General features: G+C 68.5%; 18 protein-coding genes. 14 read left to right on the forward strand and 4 right to left on the reverse strand.

Features of this window, described 5'->3' with window-relative positions; all coding sequences use genetic code 11:
* Positions 1-62: 62 nt before the first annotated feature.
* From alaC to thrC, 3 genes are read left to right on the forward strand one after another with little or no spacing between them, the layout of a single operon-like run.
* Positions 63-1250 (forward strand): alanine transaminase, encoded by a 1188-nt coding sequence (alaC, locus tag ACFO0J_RS17305; protein WP_376814334.1) that lies wholly within the window; start codon positions 63-65, stop codon positions 1248-1250.
* Positions 1247-2551, forward strand: a complete 1305-nt coding sequence (locus tag ACFO0J_RS17310; protein WP_376814335.1) for a homoserine dehydrogenase — start codon at positions 1247-1249, stop codon at positions 2549-2551. The genes alaC and ACFO0J_RS17310 overlap by 4 nt, the downstream gene beginning before the upstream one ends.
* The gene (gene thrC, locus ACFO0J_RS17315) at positions 2548-3948 is read left to right on the forward strand and encodes a threonine synthase (RefSeq protein ID WP_376814336.1); all 1401 of its coding nucleotides are present in this window, start codon (positions 2548-2550) and stop codon (positions 3946-3948) included. Before ACFO0J_RS17310 ends, thrC begins: the two co-directional genes overlap by 4 nt.
* A 5-nt stretch (positions 3949-3953) precedes the next feature.
* Here thrC and ACFO0J_RS17320 read toward each other — a convergent pair whose 3' ends face one another.
* The gene (locus tag ACFO0J_RS17320) at positions 3954-4379 is read right to left on the reverse strand and encodes an Lrp/AsnC family transcriptional regulator (protein ID WP_376814337.1); all 426 of its coding nucleotides are present in this window, start codon (positions 4377-4379) and stop codon (positions 3954-3956) included.
* A 138-nt stretch (positions 4380-4517) separates the two neighbouring features.
* On the opposite strand from ACFO0J_RS17320, the gene ACFO0J_RS17325 reads away from it, so the two are divergent.
* Together ACFO0J_RS17325 and rocF are read left to right on the forward strand one after the other, a co-directional pair.
* Positions 4518-5603 (forward strand): ornithine cyclodeaminase, encoded by a 1086-nt coding sequence (locus ACFO0J_RS17325; RefSeq protein ID WP_376814338.1) that lies wholly within the window; start codon positions 4518-4520, stop codon positions 5601-5603.
* Between the two features lie 7 nt (positions 5604-5610).
* Positions 5611-6531 carry an arginase gene (rocF, locus tag ACFO0J_RS17330; protein ID WP_376814339.1) on the forward strand — a complete coding sequence of 307 codons (921 nt, stop codon included), beginning with the start codon at positions 5611-5613 and terminating at the stop codon, positions 6529-6531.
* A 51-nt stretch (positions 6532-6582) separates the two neighbouring features.
* On the opposite strand, the gene hpnE is transcribed toward rocF, so the two are convergent.
* The 3 genes from hpnE to hpnC all read right to left on the reverse strand — a co-directional run bounded on the left by hpnE (position 6583) and on the right by hpnC (position 9802).
* Entirely contained in the window at positions 6583-7896 is a 1314-nt protein-coding gene (hpnE, locus tag ACFO0J_RS17335) for a hydroxysqualene dehydroxylase HpnE (protein ID WP_376814340.1), read from the reverse strand.
* A 159-nt stretch (positions 7897-8055) separates the two neighbouring features.
* Positions 8056-8919 (reverse strand): presqualene diphosphate synthase HpnD, encoded by an 864-nt coding sequence (gene hpnD, locus ACFO0J_RS17340; RefSeq protein ID WP_376814341.1) that lies wholly within the window; start codon positions 8917-8919, stop codon positions 8056-8058.
* Positions 8909-9802, reverse strand: a complete 894-nt coding sequence (gene hpnC / locus ACFO0J_RS17345; RefSeq protein WP_376814342.1) for a squalene synthase HpnC — start codon at positions 9800-9802, stop codon at positions 8909-8911. Before hpnC ends, hpnD begins: the two co-directional genes overlap by 11 nt.
* 188 nt (positions 9803-9990) lie before the next feature.
* On the opposite strand from hpnC, the gene alr reads away from it, so the two are divergent.
* The 9 genes from alr to ACFO0J_RS17390 are packed head-to-tail and all read left to right on the forward strand — an operon-like array spanning position 9991 to position 18706.
* Entirely contained in the window at positions 9991-11106 is a 1116-nt protein-coding gene (alr, locus tag ACFO0J_RS17350) for an alanine racemase (RefSeq protein WP_376814343.1), read from the forward strand.
* A gap of 25 nt (positions 11107-11131) precedes the next feature.
* On the forward strand, positions 11132-11848 hold the full coding sequence (locus tag ACFO0J_RS17355; RefSeq protein WP_376814344.1) for an SDR family oxidoreductase: 717 nt from the start codon (positions 11132-11134) through the stop codon (positions 11846-11848).
* A complete protein-coding gene (gene radA / locus ACFO0J_RS17360) occupies positions 11848-13206 on the forward strand; it encodes a DNA repair protein RadA (RefSeq protein WP_376814345.1) in 1359 nt (452 codons plus the stop codon). The genes ACFO0J_RS17355 and radA overlap by 1 nt, the downstream gene beginning before the upstream one ends.
* A 10-nt stretch (positions 13207-13216) precedes the next feature.
* Positions 13217-13999: a sulfite exporter TauE/SafE family protein gene (locus tag ACFO0J_RS17365; protein ID WP_376814346.1), complete on the forward strand. Its 783-nt coding sequence runs from the start codon at positions 13217-13219 to the stop codon at positions 13997-13999.
* Complete coding sequence (locus ACFO0J_RS17370; protein WP_376814347.1) at positions 13996-14700, forward strand: 3-deoxy-D-manno-octulosonic acid kinase; 705 nt, start codon at positions 13996-13998, stop codon at positions 14698-14700. The genes ACFO0J_RS17365 and ACFO0J_RS17370 overlap by 4 nt, the downstream gene beginning before the upstream one ends.
* A 14-nt stretch (positions 14701-14714) precedes the next feature.
* Positions 14715-15812 (forward strand): polyamine ABC transporter substrate-binding protein, encoded by a 1098-nt coding sequence (locus ACFO0J_RS17375; protein ID WP_376814348.1) that lies wholly within the window; start codon positions 14715-14717, stop codon positions 15810-15812.
* A gap of 13 nt (positions 15813-15825) precedes the next feature.
* Positions 15826-16950, forward strand: coding sequence for an ABC transporter ATP-binding protein (locus tag ACFO0J_RS17380; RefSeq protein WP_376814378.1), 1125 nt, complete (start codon positions 15826-15828; stop codon positions 16948-16950).
* Between the two features lie 44 nt (positions 16951-16994).
* Positions 16995-17900: an ABC transporter permease subunit gene (locus ACFO0J_RS17385; protein ID WP_376814349.1), complete on the forward strand. Its 906-nt coding sequence runs from the start codon at positions 16995-16997 to the stop codon at positions 17898-17900.
* Positions 17897-18706 (forward strand): ABC transporter permease subunit, encoded by an 810-nt coding sequence (locus tag ACFO0J_RS17390; RefSeq protein ID WP_376814350.1) that lies wholly within the window; start codon positions 17897-17899, stop codon positions 18704-18706. Before ACFO0J_RS17385 ends, ACFO0J_RS17390 begins: the two co-directional genes overlap by 4 nt.
* The last annotated feature ends 8 nt before the right edge of the window (positions 18707-18714 follow it).

Raw genomic sequence — 18714 nt, forward strand, 5'->3', positions numbered from 1 at the left:
TTATCGAGTTTGCTGCACTGCATCCATCCGCACGACTCCAGCCCACTCCGCCGAGGACCATCATGACGAGCTTTCCGCGCATCGAGCGCCTGCCCCCCTACGTGTTCAACATCACCGGGGAACTCAAGATGGCCGCCCGTCGGCGCGGCGAGGACATCATCGACATGTCCATGGGCAATCCGGACGGCGCCACGCCGAAGCACATCGTCGACAAGCTGGTCGAAGTCGCCCAGCGTCCCGACACCCATGGCTATTCGGTGTCCAAGGGCATTCCGCGCCTGCGCCGGGCGATCTCGACCTGGTACGAGCGCCGCTACGGGGTGGACATCGATCCTGATTCCGAAGCCATCGTCTCGATCGGCTCCAAGGAAGGCCTGGCGCACCTGATGCTGGCCACGCTGGACCGGGGCGATACGGTGCTGGTGCCCAATCCCAGCTATCCGATCCACATCTACGGCGCAGTGATCGCCGGGGCGAACATCCGCTCGGTGCCGATGACGCCCGGCCTGGACTTCTTCGAGGAAATCGAGCGCGCGGTGCGCGAGACGATCCCCAAGCCCAAGATGATGATTCTGGGCTTTCCCAGCAATCCCACGGCGCAGTGCGTGGAACTGTCCTTCTTCGAGCGCATCGTGGCGCTGGCCAAGGAACACAACATCCTGGTGGTGCACGATCTGGCCTACGCCGACATCACCTTCGACGGCTATGTGGCGCCGTCGATCATGCAGGTGCCCGGCGCGCGCGACGTGGCGGTGGAGTTCTTCACCATGAGCAAGAGCTACAACATGGCGGGCTGGCGCATCGGCTTCATGGTGGGCAACCGCGAACTGGTCAACGCGCTGGCGCGCATCAAGAGCTACCACGACTACGGCACCTTCACGCCGATCCAGGTGGCGGCCATCGCCGCCCTGGAAGGCCCGCAGGACTGCGTGTCCGAGGTCGTCGAGCAATACCGCAACCGCCGCGACGTGCTGGCGCGCGGCTTGCACGAGGCCGGCTGGATGGTGGACATCCCCAAGGCGTCCATGTACATCTGGGCGCGCATCCCCGAACCGTACCGCGCCCAGGGCTCGCTGGAGTTCTCCAAGCGCCTGCTGGCCGACGCCAAGGTCGCCGTGTCCCCCGGGATCGGCTTTGGCGAGTACGGTGACGAATACGTGCGCTTCGCGCTGATTGAAAACGAGCAGCGCACCCGTCAGGCGGTGCGCGGCATCAAGGACATGTTTCGCAAGGATGGACTGTTGAAATGAAACCGATCCGTGTAGGTTTGATCGGCCTGGGCGTCGTCGGCGGCGGGGTCTGGACGGTTCTGGCCCAGAACGGCGGGGAGATCGCCCGGCGCGCCGGCCGGCGCATCGAAGTCGCCGCCGTGGCGGTGCGCGACGTGGCCAAGGCGCGTGCGCTGGTGGGGCCGGACGTGACCATCACCACGGACGGCATGGCCCTGGCGCGCGACCCGGACCTCGACATCATCGTCGAACTGATGGGCGGCGACACGCTGGCCCGCGATTGCATCCTGGAGGCCATCGCCCAGGGCAAGCACGTGGTCACGGCCAACAAGGCCTTGCTGGCCATGCATGGCAACGAGATCTTCGCCGCCGCCCAGGCGCGCGGCGTGATGGTGGCCTTTGAAGCGGCCGTGGCCGGCGGCATCCCCATCATCAAGGCGATCCGCGAGGGCCTGACGGCCAACCGCATCCAGTGGCTGGCCGGCATCATCAACGGCACCACCAATTTCATTCTGTCGGAAATGCGCCAGCGCGGCCTGCCGTTCGACGCGGTGCTCGCCGAAGCCCAGCGCCTGGGCTACGCCGAGGCCGACCCCACCTTCGACATCGAGGGGGTGGACGCGGCCCACAAGCTGACGCTGCTGGCGTCGCTGGCCTTCGGCATCCCGGTGCAGTTCGACAAGGCCCACATCGAAGGCATTTCCCGGCTGTCCTCCGAGGACATCGTCCACGCGGAACGCCTGGGCTACCGCATCAAGCTGCTGGGCATCACCCGCCACCGCCCGGAAGGCATCGAGCTGCGGGTGCATCCCGCCCTGGTGCCCGACCACTGCCTGCTGGCCAATGTCGAGGGCGCCATGAACGCCGTGCTGGTGCGCGGCGACGCGGTCGGCCCCTCGCTGTACTACGGCCAGGGCGCGGGCGCCTTGCCCACGGCCTCGGCCGTGGTGGCCGACCTGGTCGACGTGACCCGCCTGCAGATGGCCGACCCGGAACACCGGGTGCCGCACCTGGCCTTCCAGCCCGACGCCATGGCCGACATCCCCGTGCTGCCCATGGCGGACGTGCGCACCAGCTTCTACCTGCGCCTGCGGGTCGATGACCGGCCCGGCGTGCTGGCGGATCTGGCGCGCGTGCTGTCGGATGCCGGTATTTCGGTGGGCTCGATGTTCCAGCAGCCGCATGGCGAACATCAGGCCGACATCATCTTCCTGACCCACGAAGCGCGCGAGGGCGACGTGGATCAAGCCCTGCGCACGATCCAGGGCCTGCCTTTCGTGCGCTCGGACGTGACCCGCCTGCGCGTGGAGAACATCACTTGAAATACCTGTCCACCCGGGGCGGCATGGCCCCTCAGCCCTTTTGCGACATCCTGCTCGAAGGCCTGGCGCCCGACGGCGGCCTGACGCTGCCTGAAACCCTGCCGAAGCTGGACGCGGCCACCCTGGAGTCCTGGCGCGGACTGGATTACGCCGATCTGGCGGCCCGGGTGCTGGGCCTGTTCATCGACGACATCGCGCCCGATGAACTGTCCCGCATGACGCACGCCGCCTATGCGCCCGCCGTGTTCCCGCGCATCGCGCCGGTCAAGCCGCTGCGTCCGGGCCTGTCGCTGCTGGGGCTGTCCGAAGGGCCGACGCTGGCCTTCAAGGACATGGCCATGCAGTTCCTGGGCCAGGTCTTTGAATACGTGCTGGCGCAACGCGGCCAGACGCTGAACATTCTGGGCGCCACGTCGGGCGATACCGGCTCGGCGGCGGAATACGCGCTGCGCGGCAAGCGCGGCGTGGCGGTGTTCATGCTGTCCCCGCACGGGCGCATGAGCGCCTTCCAGCGCGCCCAGATGTATTCGCTGCAGGACGCCAACATTCACAACCTGTCCGTGCACGGCGTGTTCGACGAATGCCAGGACATCGTCAAGGCCCTGGCCGGCGATCTGGACTTCAAGAGCTCCCACCGTCTGGGCGCCGTCAATTCCATCAACTGGGCGCGCATCGCCGCCCAGGTGGTGTATTACGTCTGGGGCTGGCTGCGCGCCACCCAAGGGCCGGGCCAGCCGGTGTCGTTCACCGTGCCCTCAGGCAATTTCGGCAACATCCTGGCCGGTCATATCGCGCGCGAAATGGGCGTGCCGATCCGCCGCCTGGTGCTGGCCACCAACGAGAACAATGTGCTGGAGGAGTTCTTCCGCACGGGCGTCTACCGGCCGCGCGCGGCCAGCCAGACGCATGCGACCTCCAGCCCGTCGATGGACATCTCGCGCGCCTCGAACTTCGAGCGCTTTGTCTTCGATCTGGTGGGCCGCGATCCGGCGCGGGTCCGGGACTTGATGGACACGCTGCGCACGACGGGGCAATTCGATCTGTCCGATCTGCGGGCCTCGTTCACGGAACGCTACGGTTTCGTGGCGGGCGCCAGTTCCCACGCGGACCGGCTGCGCACCATCCGCGATATCCGCCGCGAAACCGGCGTGCTGATTGATCCGCACACGGCCGACGGGGTGAAGGTCGCCCTGGAGCATCTAGAGGACGGCGTGCCCATGCTGGTGCTGGAAACGGCCCTGCCGGCCAAGTTCGCCGAGACGATCGTCGAGGCGACGGGCGAGGCGCCGGAGGTCCCGGCTGCGCTGCGGGATCTGGATCAACTGCCCCAGCGTGTCGAGGTCATGGACTGCGATGCTCAGTTGGTGGCGGAGTATGTGCGGCGGCATGCGCTGTAGGAATCTCAAGCCGCCCGATAAGTCTGCAAGTGAATACTGGTCTCCGACTGGCTGATGCCGCGGATCAGGCGGATGCGCTCCAGCACCAGGGACAGTTCTTGTAGATCACTTGCGCGTAATTCGGCCAGCAGGTCCCAGCGGCCGTTGGTGTCGTGCAGCGTGGCCACGCCCGGTTCCCCCAGCAGGCTGGCGATGACTGCGCGGGCCTCGTTGCCTTCGACGGCGATGCCCATCCAGGCGCGGATGGTCTGCGGCTCGACGTCCGGGCGCAGGCGCACGGTGTAGCCCACGATCAGTCCGGCGTCCTCCAGCCGGCGCATGCGCTGGGTCACGGTGCCGCGCGCCACGCCCAGTTTGCGCGCCAGGGTGGCGACGCTGGCGCGGGCGTTCTTGCGCAGCAGGCCGATCAGGGTCAGGTCGGTGGAATCCATGATGGCATCTTCCATTCTGTTCAATCGCTTCTGTCATTCTGCCAGTTCCATGACGGAATGGTGGCAAAACTGACGATATACATTGCCGGAGCCTTGGGCCACACTCAATGCAGAAGATTGCATTCCAAGGAGACCGACATGCAAGCCCATGCTTCGAGACAGCCCCGCACCCTGTTCCTGGATACTCACGACGTAGCCCGCCTGATCGGCATTCTGGGGCTGCCCGCCTGCCTGCGGGGTCTGGTGGACACGCTGCGGGCCGATTATCTGCGCTGGCCGGAATTCGACAAGGAAGCCCGCATTGCGGCCTATACGGCGCAAGGCACGATTGAACTGATGCCCATCACCGATGGCACGCACTACAGCTTCAAGTGCGTCAACGGTCATCCGGGCAACGGGCGCTACGGCCTGCCGACCGTGATGGCAATGGGGGCGCTGCTGGATTGCGACACCGGCATGATCCGTCTGCTGAGCGAACTGACCTTGAGCACGGCGCTGCGCACGGCGGCGATGTCGGCGCTGGCTGCCCAGGTGCTGGCGCGGCGCGACAGTCACTCGATGGCGCTGATCGGCAATGGGGCGCAAAGCGATTTCCAGGCGCTGGCCTTTGCCTGCCTGCTGGGGGTGCGCGACCTGCGCCTGTATGACGTGGATCGCAGCGCCTCGGAACGCCTGGCGCGCAATCTGGCGGCGGCTGAATTGCCGGGGCGCGCGCTGTCGGTGCGGATCTGCGAGTCGACGGCCCAGGCCGTGCGGGGCGCGGACATCGTCACCACCGTGACGGCTTTTCAGGGACAGACGCGGGTGCTGGACGACAGCCTGGTCGAACCGGGCATGCACCTGAATGCGGTGGGGGGCGACTGCCCCGGCAAGACTGAGCTGGACCCGGATATCCTGCGCCGCGCCGACGTGTTCGTCGAGTTCCCGCCCCAGACCCGCAAGGAAGGCGAGGTCCAGCAGATGGCGGCTGATTTCCCCGTGACCGAGTTGTGGCGCGTCCTGGCCGGTGATGCGCCGGGGCGGGCGCGGGCGGATCAGGTGACGCTGTTCGATTCCGTCGGTTTCGCGCTGGAGGACTATTCCGCGCTGCGCTTTCTGCAGGCCCAGGCGCAGGCCCGCCAGGTGGGCACCTGGGTGGATGTGACGCCGGGACAGGCGGATCCGCGTGACCTGTATGGTTGGCTGCAGGGCGAGCTTCAGGGCCTGGCGGCGCTGGCCTTGTGACCTGACCATGAGCATCGAAATCGCCCTGGTGGGGGCGCCCACCGACATCGGTGCCGGCACGCGCGGCGCGTCGATGGGGCCCCAGGCCCTGCGGGTGGCCGGCCTGGCGGCGGCCCTGGAGCGCCGGGGCTGCCGGGTGCTGGACACGGGCGACCTGGCCGGGCCGGGCAATCCCTGGCAACGCCCGGTCCAGGGCTATCGCCACCTGGAACAGGTCGTGGCCTGGAATGCGCGGGTCTTCGAGGCGGTGACGGCCCAGTTGCAGGCGGGACGCCTGCCGCTGATGATGGGCGGCGACCATTGCCTGGGCGTCGGGTCGGTGGGAGCCGTGGCGCGGCATTGCCGACGCGAGGGCCGGCCGCTGCGGGTGTTCTGGCTGGATGCCCATACGGACTTCAACACGGCCTGGCTCACGCCCAGCGGTAATTTGCATGGCATGCCGGTCGCCTGCCTGTGCGGTTTCGGCCCGCCCGGGCTGGTGGACCTGGGCGGATCGGAGCCGGCCTTGCAGCCCGAGGCGTTGCGGATGATCGGCATCCGCAGCGTCGATGCGGGCGAGCGCGAGTTCGTTCATGAGCAAGGGCTGGACGTCTACGATATGCGCACGATCGACGAACGCGGCATGCGCGCGGTCATGGAGGCCGCCCTGCATGGATTGCCCGGGGACGCCCACGTCCACGTCAGTTTTGACGTGGATTTCCTGGACCCGGACTATGCGCCGGGTGTGGGCACCACGGTCCGGGGCGGGCCGACCTGGCGCGAGGCCCAGTTGTGCATGGAGATGCTGGCCGATACAGGGCGGGTGGGGTCGGTGGACATCGTGGAACTGAATCCGGCCCTGGACGTGCGCAACGGCACGGCCGAGGTCGCCGTCGAGTTGATTGAAAGCCTGTTCGGTAAAAGCACGCTGGTCCGCAGGCCGCGATAAGGATCAGATGACCGGACCGGAGCGCCTTGCGAGACGCTACGAGGGGGCTGGTCAGCAGCCTTCCAGGATCGCGTCCGCCGCCTTCAGCCCGCTGCGCACAGCGCCTTCCAGCACGGCCGGGTAGCCGGTGTCGGTCCAGTCGCCGGCCAGCAGCAGGCCGGGCCAGGGCGTGACCGCGCCGGGTCGCCGCAGGCCCGGGACCGCGTCGAAGGTCGCCCGCCGTTCCGTCACCAGGGCATGCGCCTCGATTTCCGGCAACGGCGGCAGCGATCCCGCAGCCGCCTGGGCGCGGATTTGCCCGATGACGCCGGCTGCCAGACGCGCCGGATCGATGCCCGCATAGCGGTCCGCCGTGCCGATGACGACGTGGACCAGCCGCCGGTCGGCGTCCGTGCGGGCGCTGGCGCTGCGGTCGAATAGCCATTGCCCCCAGGCGTCTTGCGTCGGATCGTCGTGCAGCAGCAGCATGGGATGGCCCGAGCGCCAGGGGGCGGCCAGCCGCAGCGTCAGGGTGCCGATGGCCGACTGCACGGGGTCCGTCCAGCCGTCCAGGAAATCCGTCGCGTCCGGCAAGGGGGCCAGCAGGCGCCGGGCCTCGGTGACGGGCACGGCCAGGATGATGTGCTCATGCGCTTCGCCGTCCACCCGCCAGCCGCCTGCCGGGTCGGGGGCGACCGTGCGTACCCGTTGGCGGACCAGGTCCCCGCCCAGCCGCGTGCAGGCCTGGGCGGGCCACAGCGCGTGCAGGCTGTCCCGGGGAATCAAGAGGCGGCTGGCGGCCGGTCCCGCGCCCAGGCTGTCGGCCAGCACGCGGATGAACAGGCGGGCCTGCGCGGTCTGCGCCGGAGTGTTCATGGCCGCCAGGCACAGCGGCTCCCACAGACGCGCCATCAGGCCGGGCGGGCAGTCCAGGCTGTTCAACCAGTCCGCGACCGTCAGTGATGCATCGATGCTGTCGGGCACCAGGGCGCCGAAGACCCGGGCCAGGTGGCGGCGGCCCCGCCAGCCGTCCAGTCCGCGGCTGCCCAGCAGGACGCCCAGTTGGTGCAGCGGCGGGGGCAGGGGCCAGAAGCGCAGGCTCAGGCCGCCGTCGGCCGAACGCAGCGTCAGATCCCGGCTCAGCAGGGCCTGCGCGGGATCCACGCCCAGGTCCTGCATCAGCGCCAGGGTCTCGGTATAGGCGCCCAGCAGAATGTGCTGGCCGTTGTCGATGGCCAGGCCCAGGCCGGGGTGATCGACCCGCCGCGCCCGGCCGCCCGGCGCGGCGGCGGCCTCAAAGACCCGGACGGCGTGACCCGCTTGCCGCAGACGGGCGGCGGCTGCCAGTCCCGCCCAACCGGCGCCGACGACGGCGATGCGGGTCATTTTTTTACCGCCGGGCCGCCCCAAGGTAAAAACGGCCCCCTTTGGGGATGAGCCTGGACGCGGGGCAGTCCCTGCGGACTGACCTGCGCCTGACGAATCCGAGCGGCATGCAGGCCGCGAGGTGGACAGCAAGCCGAAGGCGCAGCGTGGGGGCATTTTTCATTTCGCCAGGCGGCGCACCAGCCCCCGGCCGCCGCCGACCCAGGTCTTCCAGGCGAGCCAGAACTTGCGGATCGGCGTCAGGGCGATGCGCTGGTCCAGCACATGCCAGCCGTCGCGCTCGATCTCGTCGAGCAGGGCGGCGTAGATGGCGGCCATCATCAGGCCGGGTCGCTGCGCGCGGCGGTCGGCCTCGGGCAGGGCGCGCAAGGCGTCGCGGTACAAGCCGCGCGCGCGCTCGGTCTGCTGGCGCATCAGGGCCTGGAAGTTTTCGGTATAGCGGCCGTCGAGGATGTCGTCCACGGTCACGCCGTGGCGGGCCATGTCGTCGGCCGGCAGGTAGATGCGGCCGCGCCGGGCATCGTCGCCCACATCGCGGATGATATTGGTCATCTGGAAGGCCAGGCCCAGGGTTTCGGCGTATTCCAGCGTGCGCGGATCGGTGTGGCCGAAGATGCGGGCCGACAGATCGCCCACCACGCCGGCGGCCCGCCAGCAGTATTCTTTCAGGGCGGGCCAGTCGGCATAGCGGAACTGGTCCAGGTCCATTTCCATGCCTTCGATGATGGCGTAGAAAGGCTCGGGGCGCAGCCCGAAGGCACGGACGTGGCCGGCCAGGGCGATCGCCACCGGGTGATCGGGCGTGCCGTCGAACATCTGGCCGACCTGATCGCGCCACCAGGCGAGTTTCATCCGCGCAACGGAGGCCTCGCCGACCTCGTCCACGATGTCGTCCACTTCGCGGCAGAAGGCGTACAGCGCCGTGATGGCGCGGCGCCGTTCCGGCGGCAGGAACAGAAAGGCGTAGTAGAAGCTCGAGCCGCTGCGGGCGGCTTTCTGCTGGCAGTATTCGTCAGGCGTCATGGTGGCTGGGTAATACGGAGTCCGGGCGCGGGCGCGGCGTACAGAATGCGCGCCAGCATAGCAGGAAGGCGTCGGCGCGGCCCAGGATGGGCCGGTTGCGCCAAGGGTCGTAGCCGTCCGCCGCCAGTTTTTCCAGGATCCGCAGGCCGCCATGCACCACCAGGCGCAGTTCCAGGCCGATGCGGCCGGGCAGGCGCCAGGCCAGCGGTGCGCCGGCCAGCAAGGCGCGGCGGGCCTGGCTGGCCTGTTCGCGCATCACGGACCGCCAGGCGTCGGAGGGCGCCGCCGCCGGATCAGCGCACAGCGTATCCTGGCCGGCAGGGGCCAGGCCGTGGCGCTCCAGGCAGTCCAGGGGGATGTAGCAGCGGCCCTTGGCGTGGTCCAGGGCCGCATCCTGGCAGAAGTTCACCCGTTGCAGGCCGGTGCAGATGGCATCGGACTGGGCCAGGTCCGCCGTGTCGGTGTGGCCGAACAGGTGCAGCATCAGGCGCCCGACCGGGTTGGCCGAACGGCGGCAGTAGTCCAGCAGGGCGGGTTCGTCGGCGTAGCGGGCGACGTCCAGGTCCTGGGTGAAGGCGGACAGCAGATCCAGCAGGGGCTGGACGGGCAGCCGGTGGCGCACCAGGGTGTCGCCCAGGCGGGCGAAGATCGCCCGGTCATTGGCGGACAGCGGGGCCTGGATCGGCCGTCCGGCGCCCAGGTCGCGGACCGCGCCGCGCCAGGCGTCCAGCCGTTCCCGGCGTACCTGGGCAGGGGCGTCGCCTTCGTCAGCGATGTCGTCCGCGCCGCGTGCGAAGGCGTACAGATCGCGCACCGCCGGCCGCAGACGGGCAGGCAGCAGCAGGGACGCGACAGGGAAGTTTTCGTAGTGATCGACAGCCATGATGAGGCAGTATACTTAGATGCTCTCTGTATCAGAGAGTCTCTGTCCGGCAGCCTGCCCGGCCCCGGTTGTTCATCGTGGTGCGTGCCTCATGATGCGGCGACTGTGGCCCGGCAGGCTGCTGCCCAAGTGCCCACGTGTGCAGCCCGGTTCAGGGGCCGCCGCCTTCCTGCCTTCCGGGGGATTTCATGCCGCGTCCGATTCTGGCGACGATCGACACCGAAGCTTTGTCCCACAATCTGCGCATCGTGGCTGATCGTCTGCAGCAGGACGCCCCTGGCGCCTCGCCTTCCATCTGGGCCGTCATCAAGGCGCGCGGCTACGGGCACGGCATCGAGGCGGTCCTGGAGGGCTTTGGCGAGGCCGACGGCCTGGCCATGCTGGACCTGGAAGAAGCCGTGCGCTGCCGCGAGCTGGGCTGGACGGGTCCGCTGCTGCTGCTCGAAGGTTTTTTCGAACCCGACGACCTCGACGCGCTGGTCCATTATCGGATCGGCACGGCGTTGCACTGCGCCGAGCAACTGGCCATGCTGGAATCCAGCGCCGTGGCCGGGCAGATCGACGCCTTCGTCAAGCTGAACACCGGCATGCACCGGCTGGGTTTCCAGCCGCATGAGTTCCGCGCCGCCTACGACCGGGCCCTGGCCCTGCAGGCCGATGGGGTGCTGGGCCAGGTCGGCACGATGACCCACTTCGCCCGCGCGGACGACGATGCCGCCGTCACGCGGGCGCAGATCGACTGTTTCCAGCAGGCGACCGAGGGCCTGTCGGGCCCGGTCAGCCTGTGCAATTCCGCAGCCACCCTGACGCCGGGCCTGGCGGCGGGACTTGCCGCCGGTCCCCAGTGGGTGCGCCCCGGCATCTGCCTGTACGGCGCTTCTCCCTTTGCCGACCAGCCGGCCGATTCTTTCGGCCTGCGGCCGGCCATGACGCTGTCCGCCCAATTGATCGGCGTGCATCGGGTGCCGGCGGGCGAATCGGTCGGCTATGGCCATACGTTTCGCGCTCCCCGGGACATGCGGGTCGGCATCGTCGCCTGCGGCTATGCCGATGGCTATCCGCGCCACGCGGCCACCGGGACGCCAGTCACGGTAGGCGGGGTCCGTACCCGCCTGGTCGGCCGCGTGTCCATGGACATGCTGGCCGTGGACCTGGACCCGGTGCCCGGCGCGGTGGTGGGCGCCCCGGTCGTGCTGTGGGGGCAGGGCGGGCCGTCGGTGGACGAGGTCGCCGCCGCCTGCGGCACCATCGGCTATGAACTGCTGACCGCCGTGACGCCCCGCGTGCCGCGCCGCGTCCTGTGAACCCTGGTCCTCAGAGGAACCCTCCATGAAGAACAGTTGTGTGCTTGTCACCGGTGCGACCAAAGGCATCGGCTGGGCCGTCAGCCAGCGCCTCGCCGATCAGGGCTGCCACGTCGTGGGCCTGGCCCGGAATGTGGCCGACATCGATTTTCCCGGCTATCTGTACGCCTGTGATCTCGCCAATGCGGGCGAGACCGAGGAATTGCTGCGCGTCATCCGCGAAAAATATCCGGTCGATGCGGTGGTGAACTGCGTCGGGCCTGCGATGCCCGAACCGCTGGGCGAGGTCGATCTGGCCTCGCTCTACCAGGCCTTTGACCTGAACGTGCGTGTGGCGGTCCAGGCCGTGCAGGCTTTCGCACCGGGCATGAAGGCGCGCAAGTCCGGCCGCATCGTCAACCTGTGCGGCCGCGCGGTGCATGGCCAGACCGGACACACCAGCTATTCGGCGGCCAAGAGCGCGCTGCTGGGCTGTACCCGGACCTGGGCCCTGGAACTGGCGCCGTACGGCGTCACGGTCAACGCGGTTTCCCCAGGGCCGGTGGAAACCGGCCTGTTCCGTGCCGAGTGCCCGGTCGGCAGCGACGCCGAAAAAGCCGTGCTGGCGACGATCCCCATGGGGCGCCTGGCCCAGGCCGACGAGGTCGCGGCCGCCGTGGTGTTCCTGCTGGGCGACGGGGCGGCTTTCATCACCGGCCAGGAAATCGGCGTGGACGGCGGCGGCAGCCTGGCGGGCCGCTGATGGCCAAGGCCCGGACCCTGTTTCTCTGCTCGGATTGCGGCGGCACCACCGCCAAATGGGAAGGCCGCTGCCCGCACTGCGGCGCCTGGAACACGCTTCAGGAAACCCGTGAATCTTCGGCGGCGGCCACCGGCCACCGCTATGCGCCGCTGGCCGCCTCCACGCCGGTGCGTCGCCTGGCCGACATCGAGGCCCGTGAGCAGGCCCGCAATCCGACCGGCATCGAGGAATTCGATCGTGTCCTGGGTGGCGGCCTGGTGGCCGGCGCCGTGGTGCTGATCGGCGGGGATCCGGGGATCGGCAAGTCCACCCTGTTGCTGCAGGCGCTGGCCAGCCTGCCCGAACGCGGCCCGGTGCTGTACGTCACGGGCGAGGAATCGGCCGAGCAGGTGGCGCTGCGCGCCCAGCGCCTGGGCGTGTCGGGCGACGGCGTGGACCTGCTGGCCGAAATCCGCCTGGAGCAGATCACCCAGGCGCTGGTCGAGCGCCAGCCCGGCGTGGCCGTCATCGACTCGATCCAGACCCTGTATTCCGGCGAGCTGACCGCCGCGCCCGGCTCGGTGTCCCAGGTGCGCGAATGCGCCGCCCAGTTGACCCGCATCGCCAAGCAGACGGGCGTCACCCTGATCCTGATCGGCCACGTGACCAAGGACGGCGCGCTGGCCGGCCCGCGCGTGCTGGAGCACATCGTCGACACCGTGCTGTATTTCGAGGGCGACACCCATTCCTCGTTCCGCCTGGTGCGGGCCATCAAGAACCGCTTCGGCGCCGTCAACGAGCTGGGCGTGTTCGCCATGACCGACCGGGGCCTGCGCGGGGTGAGCAATCCGTCCGCGCTGTTCCTGGCGGGGCATTCCCGGGATGTCGCCGGCTCCTGCGTCATGGCGACCCAGGAAGGCACCCGCCCGCTGCTCGTCGAGGTCCAGGCCCTGGTGGACACGGCCCACGTGCCCAATCCGCGCCGCCTGTCCGTGGGCCTGGAAAGCAGCCGCCTGGCGATGCTGCTGGCCGTGCTGCACCGTCACGCGGGGGTTGCGACCTACGACCAGGACGTCTTCGTCAACGCGGTGGGCGGCGTGCGCATCATGGAGCCGGCCGCCGATCTGGCGGTGGCCCTGGCGATTCTGTCGTCCATGCGCGACCGCCCCTTGCCGGCCGGCCTGCTGGCCTTCGGCGAGATCGGCCTGGCCGGCGAGATCCGTCCGGCGCCGCGCGGCCAGGAACGCCTGCGCGAGGCCGCCAAGCTGGGTTTCGAGCGGGCCGTCGTGCCGCGCGCCAACCTGCCGCGCCAGCCCATCGAGGGCTTGCACATCCAGGCCGTCGACCGCGTCGAGGACGTGCTCGGCGTGCTGTCCTGAGGGGACGGCGGTGGACGGCTTCTGGCTGATTCCCGCCTGCCTCGCGGCGGGCGGCCTGATCGGGTTTTCCGGCGGGGTGCTGGGCATCGGTGGCGGCCTGTTCGCGATTCCACTGCTGGGCTTGCTGCTGGGCTACGAGCAACAGGCCGCCCAGGGCACGGCGCTGATCATGGTGCTGCCGGCCGTGCTGCTGACCCTGCGCAAATATCACCAGCGCACGCCGATCGACTGGCGTTCGGCGGCGGCCGGGGCCTGCAGTTCCATCGTCTGCACGTGGATCGGCGCCAAGATCGCGCTGGGGCTGGACCCCTGGCTGTTGCGCCGCATCTATGCCGGCTTCGTGTTCCTGATCGCGGTGTTCTATTTCCGCGAAAGCCTGGGGCGCCGCGCCAGGCCCCGGCCGGCCGGGTTCCACCGCGAGGTCGGCCAGGTGCGCAAGTTCTGGTATTTCTGCGTCGGCGTCTGCGCCGGGCTGGCCGGCGGGATCTTCGGCGTGGGCGGCTCCGTGCTGGCGGTGCCGTTCCTGACCGCGTGCTTTCATCTGCGCCAGACCTCGGCCCAGGCGGTGGCGCTGGCGATGATCGTGCCGGGCACGTGCGTCGCCCTGGCGACCTACGCCTGGCACGGGCAGGCGCACGGCCTGGTGGGCATCCCCCTGGCCGCCGGCAGCCTGCTGTGCGTGCCCTACGGGGTGCGTCTGGCCTATGCGCTGCCCGAGGCGCGCCTGAAACTGATCTTTGCCTGCATGCTGCTGGTCATCATGGGGCTGTTGCTGATGAGAGGGGGGGCATGACGAGCGCGAGTTCCATCCCTGCAGACTGGACGCTGCACCGTTTTCCCGGCGGCGCCTTGTGCGTGCCCGCGCGTTTCGCCGGTCAGGCGCGGGAAGCGTGGTTCGATGCCCATCGGCCCGACGCTGCGCCGGTGGGCGAGGGCGGCCGCCAGGCCGCCTGGTTCGTCGACGGCGAACACGGCCCCGCCGTGCTGCGCCATTACCGGCGCGGCGGCCTGCGCGCCAAGCTGGGCCGCGAATCCTATCTGTGGCTGGGCGCATCCCGCGTGCGGGCCTACGCCGAAGTCCGGGTGCTGGACCATCTGCGCCGGGCCGGGCTGCGCGTGCCGGAGCCGCTGGGCGCGATTTATTGGCGTGGGGGCACTTCCCTTTGCTATCGCAACGCCATCCTGATCGCCCGGATTCCTGGTGCGCAGGCCCTGGCAAGCCGCCTGGACCGGGCCGATCCCGCCGCCGTCGCGCGGGCGATCGCCGCGATGCACGCAGCCGGTGTCTGGCACGCGGACCTGAACGCCTACAACATCCTGTTCGACGCCGACGACCAGGTCTGGCTGATCGATTTCGACCGCGCACGCCTGGGTGTGGTGTCCCCGGAACAGGCGGAAAAAAACCGGTTGCGCCTGCGTCGGTCTTTGGTTAAGGTAGCCGGCGCGCGCGGAGCGCAGTGGTGGGATGCTTTATCCCGTTGTTTACCTCCATGATGGGGACCTATGCCATGAAAATCGGCACCGTCAATACCCTGCTGGCCGCTGTCGCGCTGATCGCCGCGGTGCCGGCGAACGCCCAGGATCGCGTCGTCAACGTCTACAACTGGGCCGAATACACTGCGCCCGATACCTTGTCCGGTTTCGAGAAGACCACCGGCATCAAGATCCGCTACGACGTCTACGACACCAATGACACCCTGCAGGCCAAGCTGCTGACGGGCAAGTCGGGCTACGACGTCGTCGTGCCCTCCACCCACTACGCCGCCCGGCAGGTCCAGGGCGGCCTGTTCCAGAAGCTGGACCGCTCCAAGATCCCCAACTGGCAGTACCTGGATCCCGACATCATGGCCCTGGTCGCCACGGTCGATCCCGGCAACCAGTACCTGGTCCCCTGGGGCTACGGCACCAACGGCCTGGGCTACAACGTCACCAAGGCCCAGGAAATCATGGGCCGGGACGCGCCCCTGAATTCCTGGGACATGCTGTTCAAGCCGGAAAACGCGGCCAAGCTGCAGTCCTGCGGCATCTCCATTCTGGACGAGGCCGCGCAGGTCTTCCCGGCCGTGCTGCACTATCTGGGCAAGGACCCCAACAGCAGCGATCCCAAGGATTACGAGGCCGCGCTGGCCCTGCTGAAAACCATCCGGCCCTACGTGCGCCAGTTCAGCTCCTCGGGCTACATCGATGAACTGGCCTCGGGCGGCCTGTGCATGGTCTACGGCTTCTCGGGCGATGTGATGATCGCCTCGTCGCGCGCGAAGGAGGCCAAGAAATCCTACGCCATCGACTATTACATTCCCGACGGCGGGGCGCCGGCCTGGTTCGACACCATGGCCATCCCCAAGAGCGCCGAGCACGTGGATGAGGCGCACGCCTTCATCAACTACATCGAGACGCCCCAGGTGCATGCGGCCATCACCAACGAGATGTACTACCCCAACGCCAATAAAGAGGCGCGCAAGTACGTAGTCGATGAGGTCGCCAACAACCCCATGATCTACCCCTCGGCGGAAGTCACCCGCACGCTGTTCGTCATCCAGCCGCAGCCCCTGAACATCCTGCGCCTGCAGACGCAGATGTGGGCGCAGCTCAAGACCGGGCGCTGAGGGCGCGGCCATGATGCAGGACCCGCGCGGCATGCCCCGCCAGGGCGAGGCGGACGACTTCGTGCGCATGGAGGACGTCGTCAAGATCTTCGGCGACACGGTGGCCGTGCAGTCCGTCTCCCTGTCGGTGCGGCGGCACGAGATCTTTGCCCTGCTGGGCAGCTCGGGCTGCGGCAAATCGACCCTGCTGCGCATGCTGGCGGGCTTCGAGGAGCCCACGTCCGGGCGCATCATCCTGGACGATGAGGACATCACGGCCCTGCCGCCGCACCGGCGGCCGGTCAACATGATGTTCCAGTCCTATGCGCTGTTCCCGCACATGTCGGTCGAGGCCAACGTCGCCTTCGGCCTGAAGCAGGAAGGCGTGCCGCGCCACGAGATCCACGAACGTGTCTTCGAGGCCCTGGACCTGGTGCAGATGGCCGCCTACGCGCGCCGCCGCCCGCATCAACTGTCCGGCGGCCAGCAGCAGCGCGTGGCCCTGGCGCGCAGCCTGGTCAAGCGGCCCAAGCTGCTGCTGCTCGACGAGCCCATGTCGGCGCTGGACAAGCAGATCCGCCAGGCGACGCAGATCGAGCTGGTGAAAATTCTGGGCCAGGTCGGCGTCACCTGCATCATGGTCACCCACGACCAGGAAGAGGCCATGACCATGGCCAGCCGCCTGGCCGTCATGACCGAAGGCCAGATCGTCCAGTGCGGCACGCCGCACGACGTCTATACCTTTCCCAGCACCCGTTTCGTCGCCGGCTTCATCGGATCGACCAATCTGTTCACCGGCACCATCGTGGTGGACGAGCCTGACCACGTGCTGATCGAGACCGATGCGCTGTCGCGTCCGCTGTATGTCAGCCACGGCATCAGCGAACCGCTGGGCATGGAGGTCCACGTGTCCATCCGGCCCGAGCAGATCCGCGTCGGCCGCCAGGTCCCCGAGGCCGAGTCCAACTGGGGCCACGGCATGGTGTCGCACGTCGCCTGGATGGGCAGCTATGCCCGCTACCAGATCCGCCTCGACGCCGGCCAGACCATCGAGGCCAGCGTGCCCAGCCTGGACTGGAGCCAGTCCGACGCGCCCGGCGTGGACGAGGAAGTCTTCGTCACCTGGTCCCACGACGCCGGGACCGTGCTGGCGTCCTGACGCCTGTCCGCCGCTTTCATCGACCCTCGCGTCCGGAGCCGCCGATGCACCTGAAAATTCCCGGCCATCGCCCCAGCGCCCGCCAGTTCGCCATCGGCGTGCCCTACGTCTGGCTGGCGCTGTTCCTGCTGCTGCCGTTCCTGCTGGTGCTGAAGATCAGCTTTTCCGACCTGCAGTTCGGCATCCCGCCTTACCTGCCGATCGCCACCCTGCAGGACGAGACCCTGTCGCTGGCCCTGCACCTGCGCGGCTATGTGCTGCTGTTCACCGACAGCCTGTACGCGGCGGTCTACCTGAATTCGGTCAAGATGGCCCTGGTCACCACCGTCTGCTGCGCGCTGATCGGCTACCCCATGGCCTATCACATCGCCCGCGCGCGGCCGGAGATCCGCAACCTGCTGCTGCTGGGCGTGATCCTGCCGTTCTGGACCTCGCTGCTGCTGCGCGTCTACGCCTGGGTCGGCATCCTGCGCAACGACGGGCTGCTGAACAATCTGCTGATGAACTTTGGGCTGATCGATGCGCCGCTGGAAATCTACCGCACCGACCTGGCCGTCTACATCGGCCTGATCTACGCCTACCTGCCGTTCTTCATCCTGCCGCTGTACGCCAACCTGGTGAAGCTGGACTACCGCCTGCTGGAGGCTGCCTACGACCTGGGCGCGCGGCCCTGGCGCGCTTTCCTGCGGATCACGCTGCCCCTGTCCATGCCCGGCGTGGTGGCGGGCGCCATGCTGGTGTTCATCCCCTCGGTGGGCGAATACGTCATCCCTGAAATGCTGGGCGGGGCCAATACCCTGATGATGGGACGCGTGATGTGGAACGAATTCTTCAACAACGCCGACTGGCCGATGGCGGCCGCCGTCACCTGCGTGATGGTCCTGTTGCTGCTGGTGCCCCTGTCCATCTTCCAGTACAACCAGGCCCGCCAACTGGGAGGCCGGCCATGATGCGCAACGGCGGCTGGTTTCGCTTCCTGACGCTGGTGATCGGCTACGGCTTCCTGTACGTGCCCATCGCCTGCCTGATGGTGTTCTCCTTCAACGATTCCACGCTGATGACCTCCTGGTCGGGCTTTTCGCTGCGCTGGTACGCCGAACTGTTCCAGGACCAGGCGCTGCTGTCGGCGGCGAAACTGTCGCTGCTGATCGCCACCCTGACGGCCACGGCGGCCGTGGCGATCGGCACCTGGGCCGGCTACGTGCTGGCGCGCATGGGGCGCTTCCGGGGCTTCGGCCTGTACATCGGCATGCTCAGCGCGCCGCTGGTCATGCCCGAAGTCGTGTTGGGCATCTCGCTGCTGCTGATGTTCGTGGAAATGTCCAAGGTGTTCGGCTGGCCCGACGGCAACGGCCTGTTCACCATCTGGGTGGGCCACGTGACCCTGTGCACGGCCTACGTCGCCGTCATCATCCAGTCGCGCGTGCGCGACCTGGACCGCTCACTGGAAGAAGCTGCCCTGGACCTGGGGGCCTCGCCGCTGAAGGTGTTCTTCCAGATCACGCTGCCCCTGATCGCCCCGGCCCTGCTGGCCGCATGGCTGCTGTCCTTCACCCTGTCGCTGGACGACGTGGTGGTGGCGTCCTTCCTCTCCGGCCCGGGGTATACGACCCTGCCGCTGGAGGTCTTTTCCCGCGTGCGGCTGGGGCTGAAGCCCGAGATCAACGCCCTGGCGACCTTGTTCATGGTGGCCGTGGGGGTTGTGGTGGTCGCGGTCAACCGGATGCAGATCCAGGCGGCGAAAAGGCAGGGGTAGGGGGCGCT

The sequence above is a fragment of the Castellaniella hirudinis genome, assembly GCF_042651965.1.
Classification (GTDB): Bacteria; Pseudomonadota; Gammaproteobacteria; order Burkholderiales; family Burkholderiaceae_B; genus Castellaniella; species Castellaniella hirudinis.

What these genes read in the sequence shown, in the direction of transcription:
- alaC (WP_376814334.1), top strand. Translation starts at nt 63, where the DNA reads ATGACGAGCTTTCCGCGCATCGAGCGCCTGCCCCCCTACGTGTTCAAC.
- ACFO0J_RS17310 (WP_376814335.1), top strand. Translation starts at nt 1,247, where the DNA reads ATGAAACCGATCCGTGTAGGTTTGATCGGCCTGGGCGTCGTCGGCGGC.
- ACFO0J_RS17320 (WP_376814337.1), bottom strand. Translation starts at nt 4,379, where the DNA reads ATGGATTCCACCGACCTGACCCTGATCGGCCTGCTGCGCAAGAACGCC.
- ACFO0J_RS17325 (WP_376814338.1), top strand. Translation starts at nt 4,518, where the DNA reads ATGCAAGCCCATGCTTCGAGACAGCCCCGCACCCTGTTCCTGGATACT.
- rocF (WP_376814339.1), top strand. Translation starts at nt 5,611, where the DNA reads ATGAGCATCGAAATCGCCCTGGTGGGGGCGCCCACCGACATCGGTGCC.
- hpnE (WP_376814340.1), bottom strand. Translation starts at nt 7,896, where the DNA reads ATGACCCGCATCGCCGTCGTCGGCGCCGGTTGGGCGGGACTGGCAGCC.
- hpnD (WP_376814341.1), bottom strand. Translation starts at nt 8,919, where the DNA reads ATGACGCCTGACGAATACTGCCAGCAGAAAGCCGCCCGCAGCGGCTCG.
- hpnC (WP_376814342.1), bottom strand. Translation starts at nt 9,802, where the DNA reads ATGGCTGTCGATCACTACGAAAACTTCCCTGTCGCGTCCCTGCTGCTG.
- alr (WP_376814343.1), top strand. Translation starts at nt 9,991, where the DNA reads ATGCCGCGTCCGATTCTGGCGACGATCGACACCGAAGCTTTGTCCCAC.
- ACFO0J_RS17355 (WP_376814344.1), top strand. Translation starts at nt 11,132, where the DNA reads ATGAAGAACAGTTGTGTGCTTGTCACCGGTGCGACCAAAGGCATCGGC.
- radA (WP_376814345.1), top strand. Translation starts at nt 11,848, where the DNA reads ATGGCCAAGGCCCGGACCCTGTTTCTCTGCTCGGATTGCGGCGGCACC.
- ACFO0J_RS17370 (WP_376814347.1), top strand. Translation starts at nt 13,996, where the DNA reads ATGACGAGCGCGAGTTCCATCCCTGCAGACTGGACGCTGCACCGTTTT.
- ACFO0J_RS17375 (WP_376814348.1), top strand. Translation starts at nt 14,715, where the DNA reads ATGAAAATCGGCACCGTCAATACCCTGCTGGCCGCTGTCGCGCTGATC.
- ACFO0J_RS17380 (WP_376814378.1), top strand. Translation starts at nt 15,826, where the DNA reads ATGCAGGACCCGCGCGGCATGCCCCGCCAGGGCGAGGCGGACGACTTC.
- ACFO0J_RS17385 (WP_376814349.1), top strand. Translation starts at nt 16,995, where the DNA reads ATGCACCTGAAAATTCCCGGCCATCGCCCCAGCGCCCGCCAGTTCGCC.
- ACFO0J_RS17390 (WP_376814350.1), top strand. Translation starts at nt 17,897, where the DNA reads ATGATGCGCAACGGCGGCTGGTTTCGCTTCCTGACGCTGGTGATCGGC.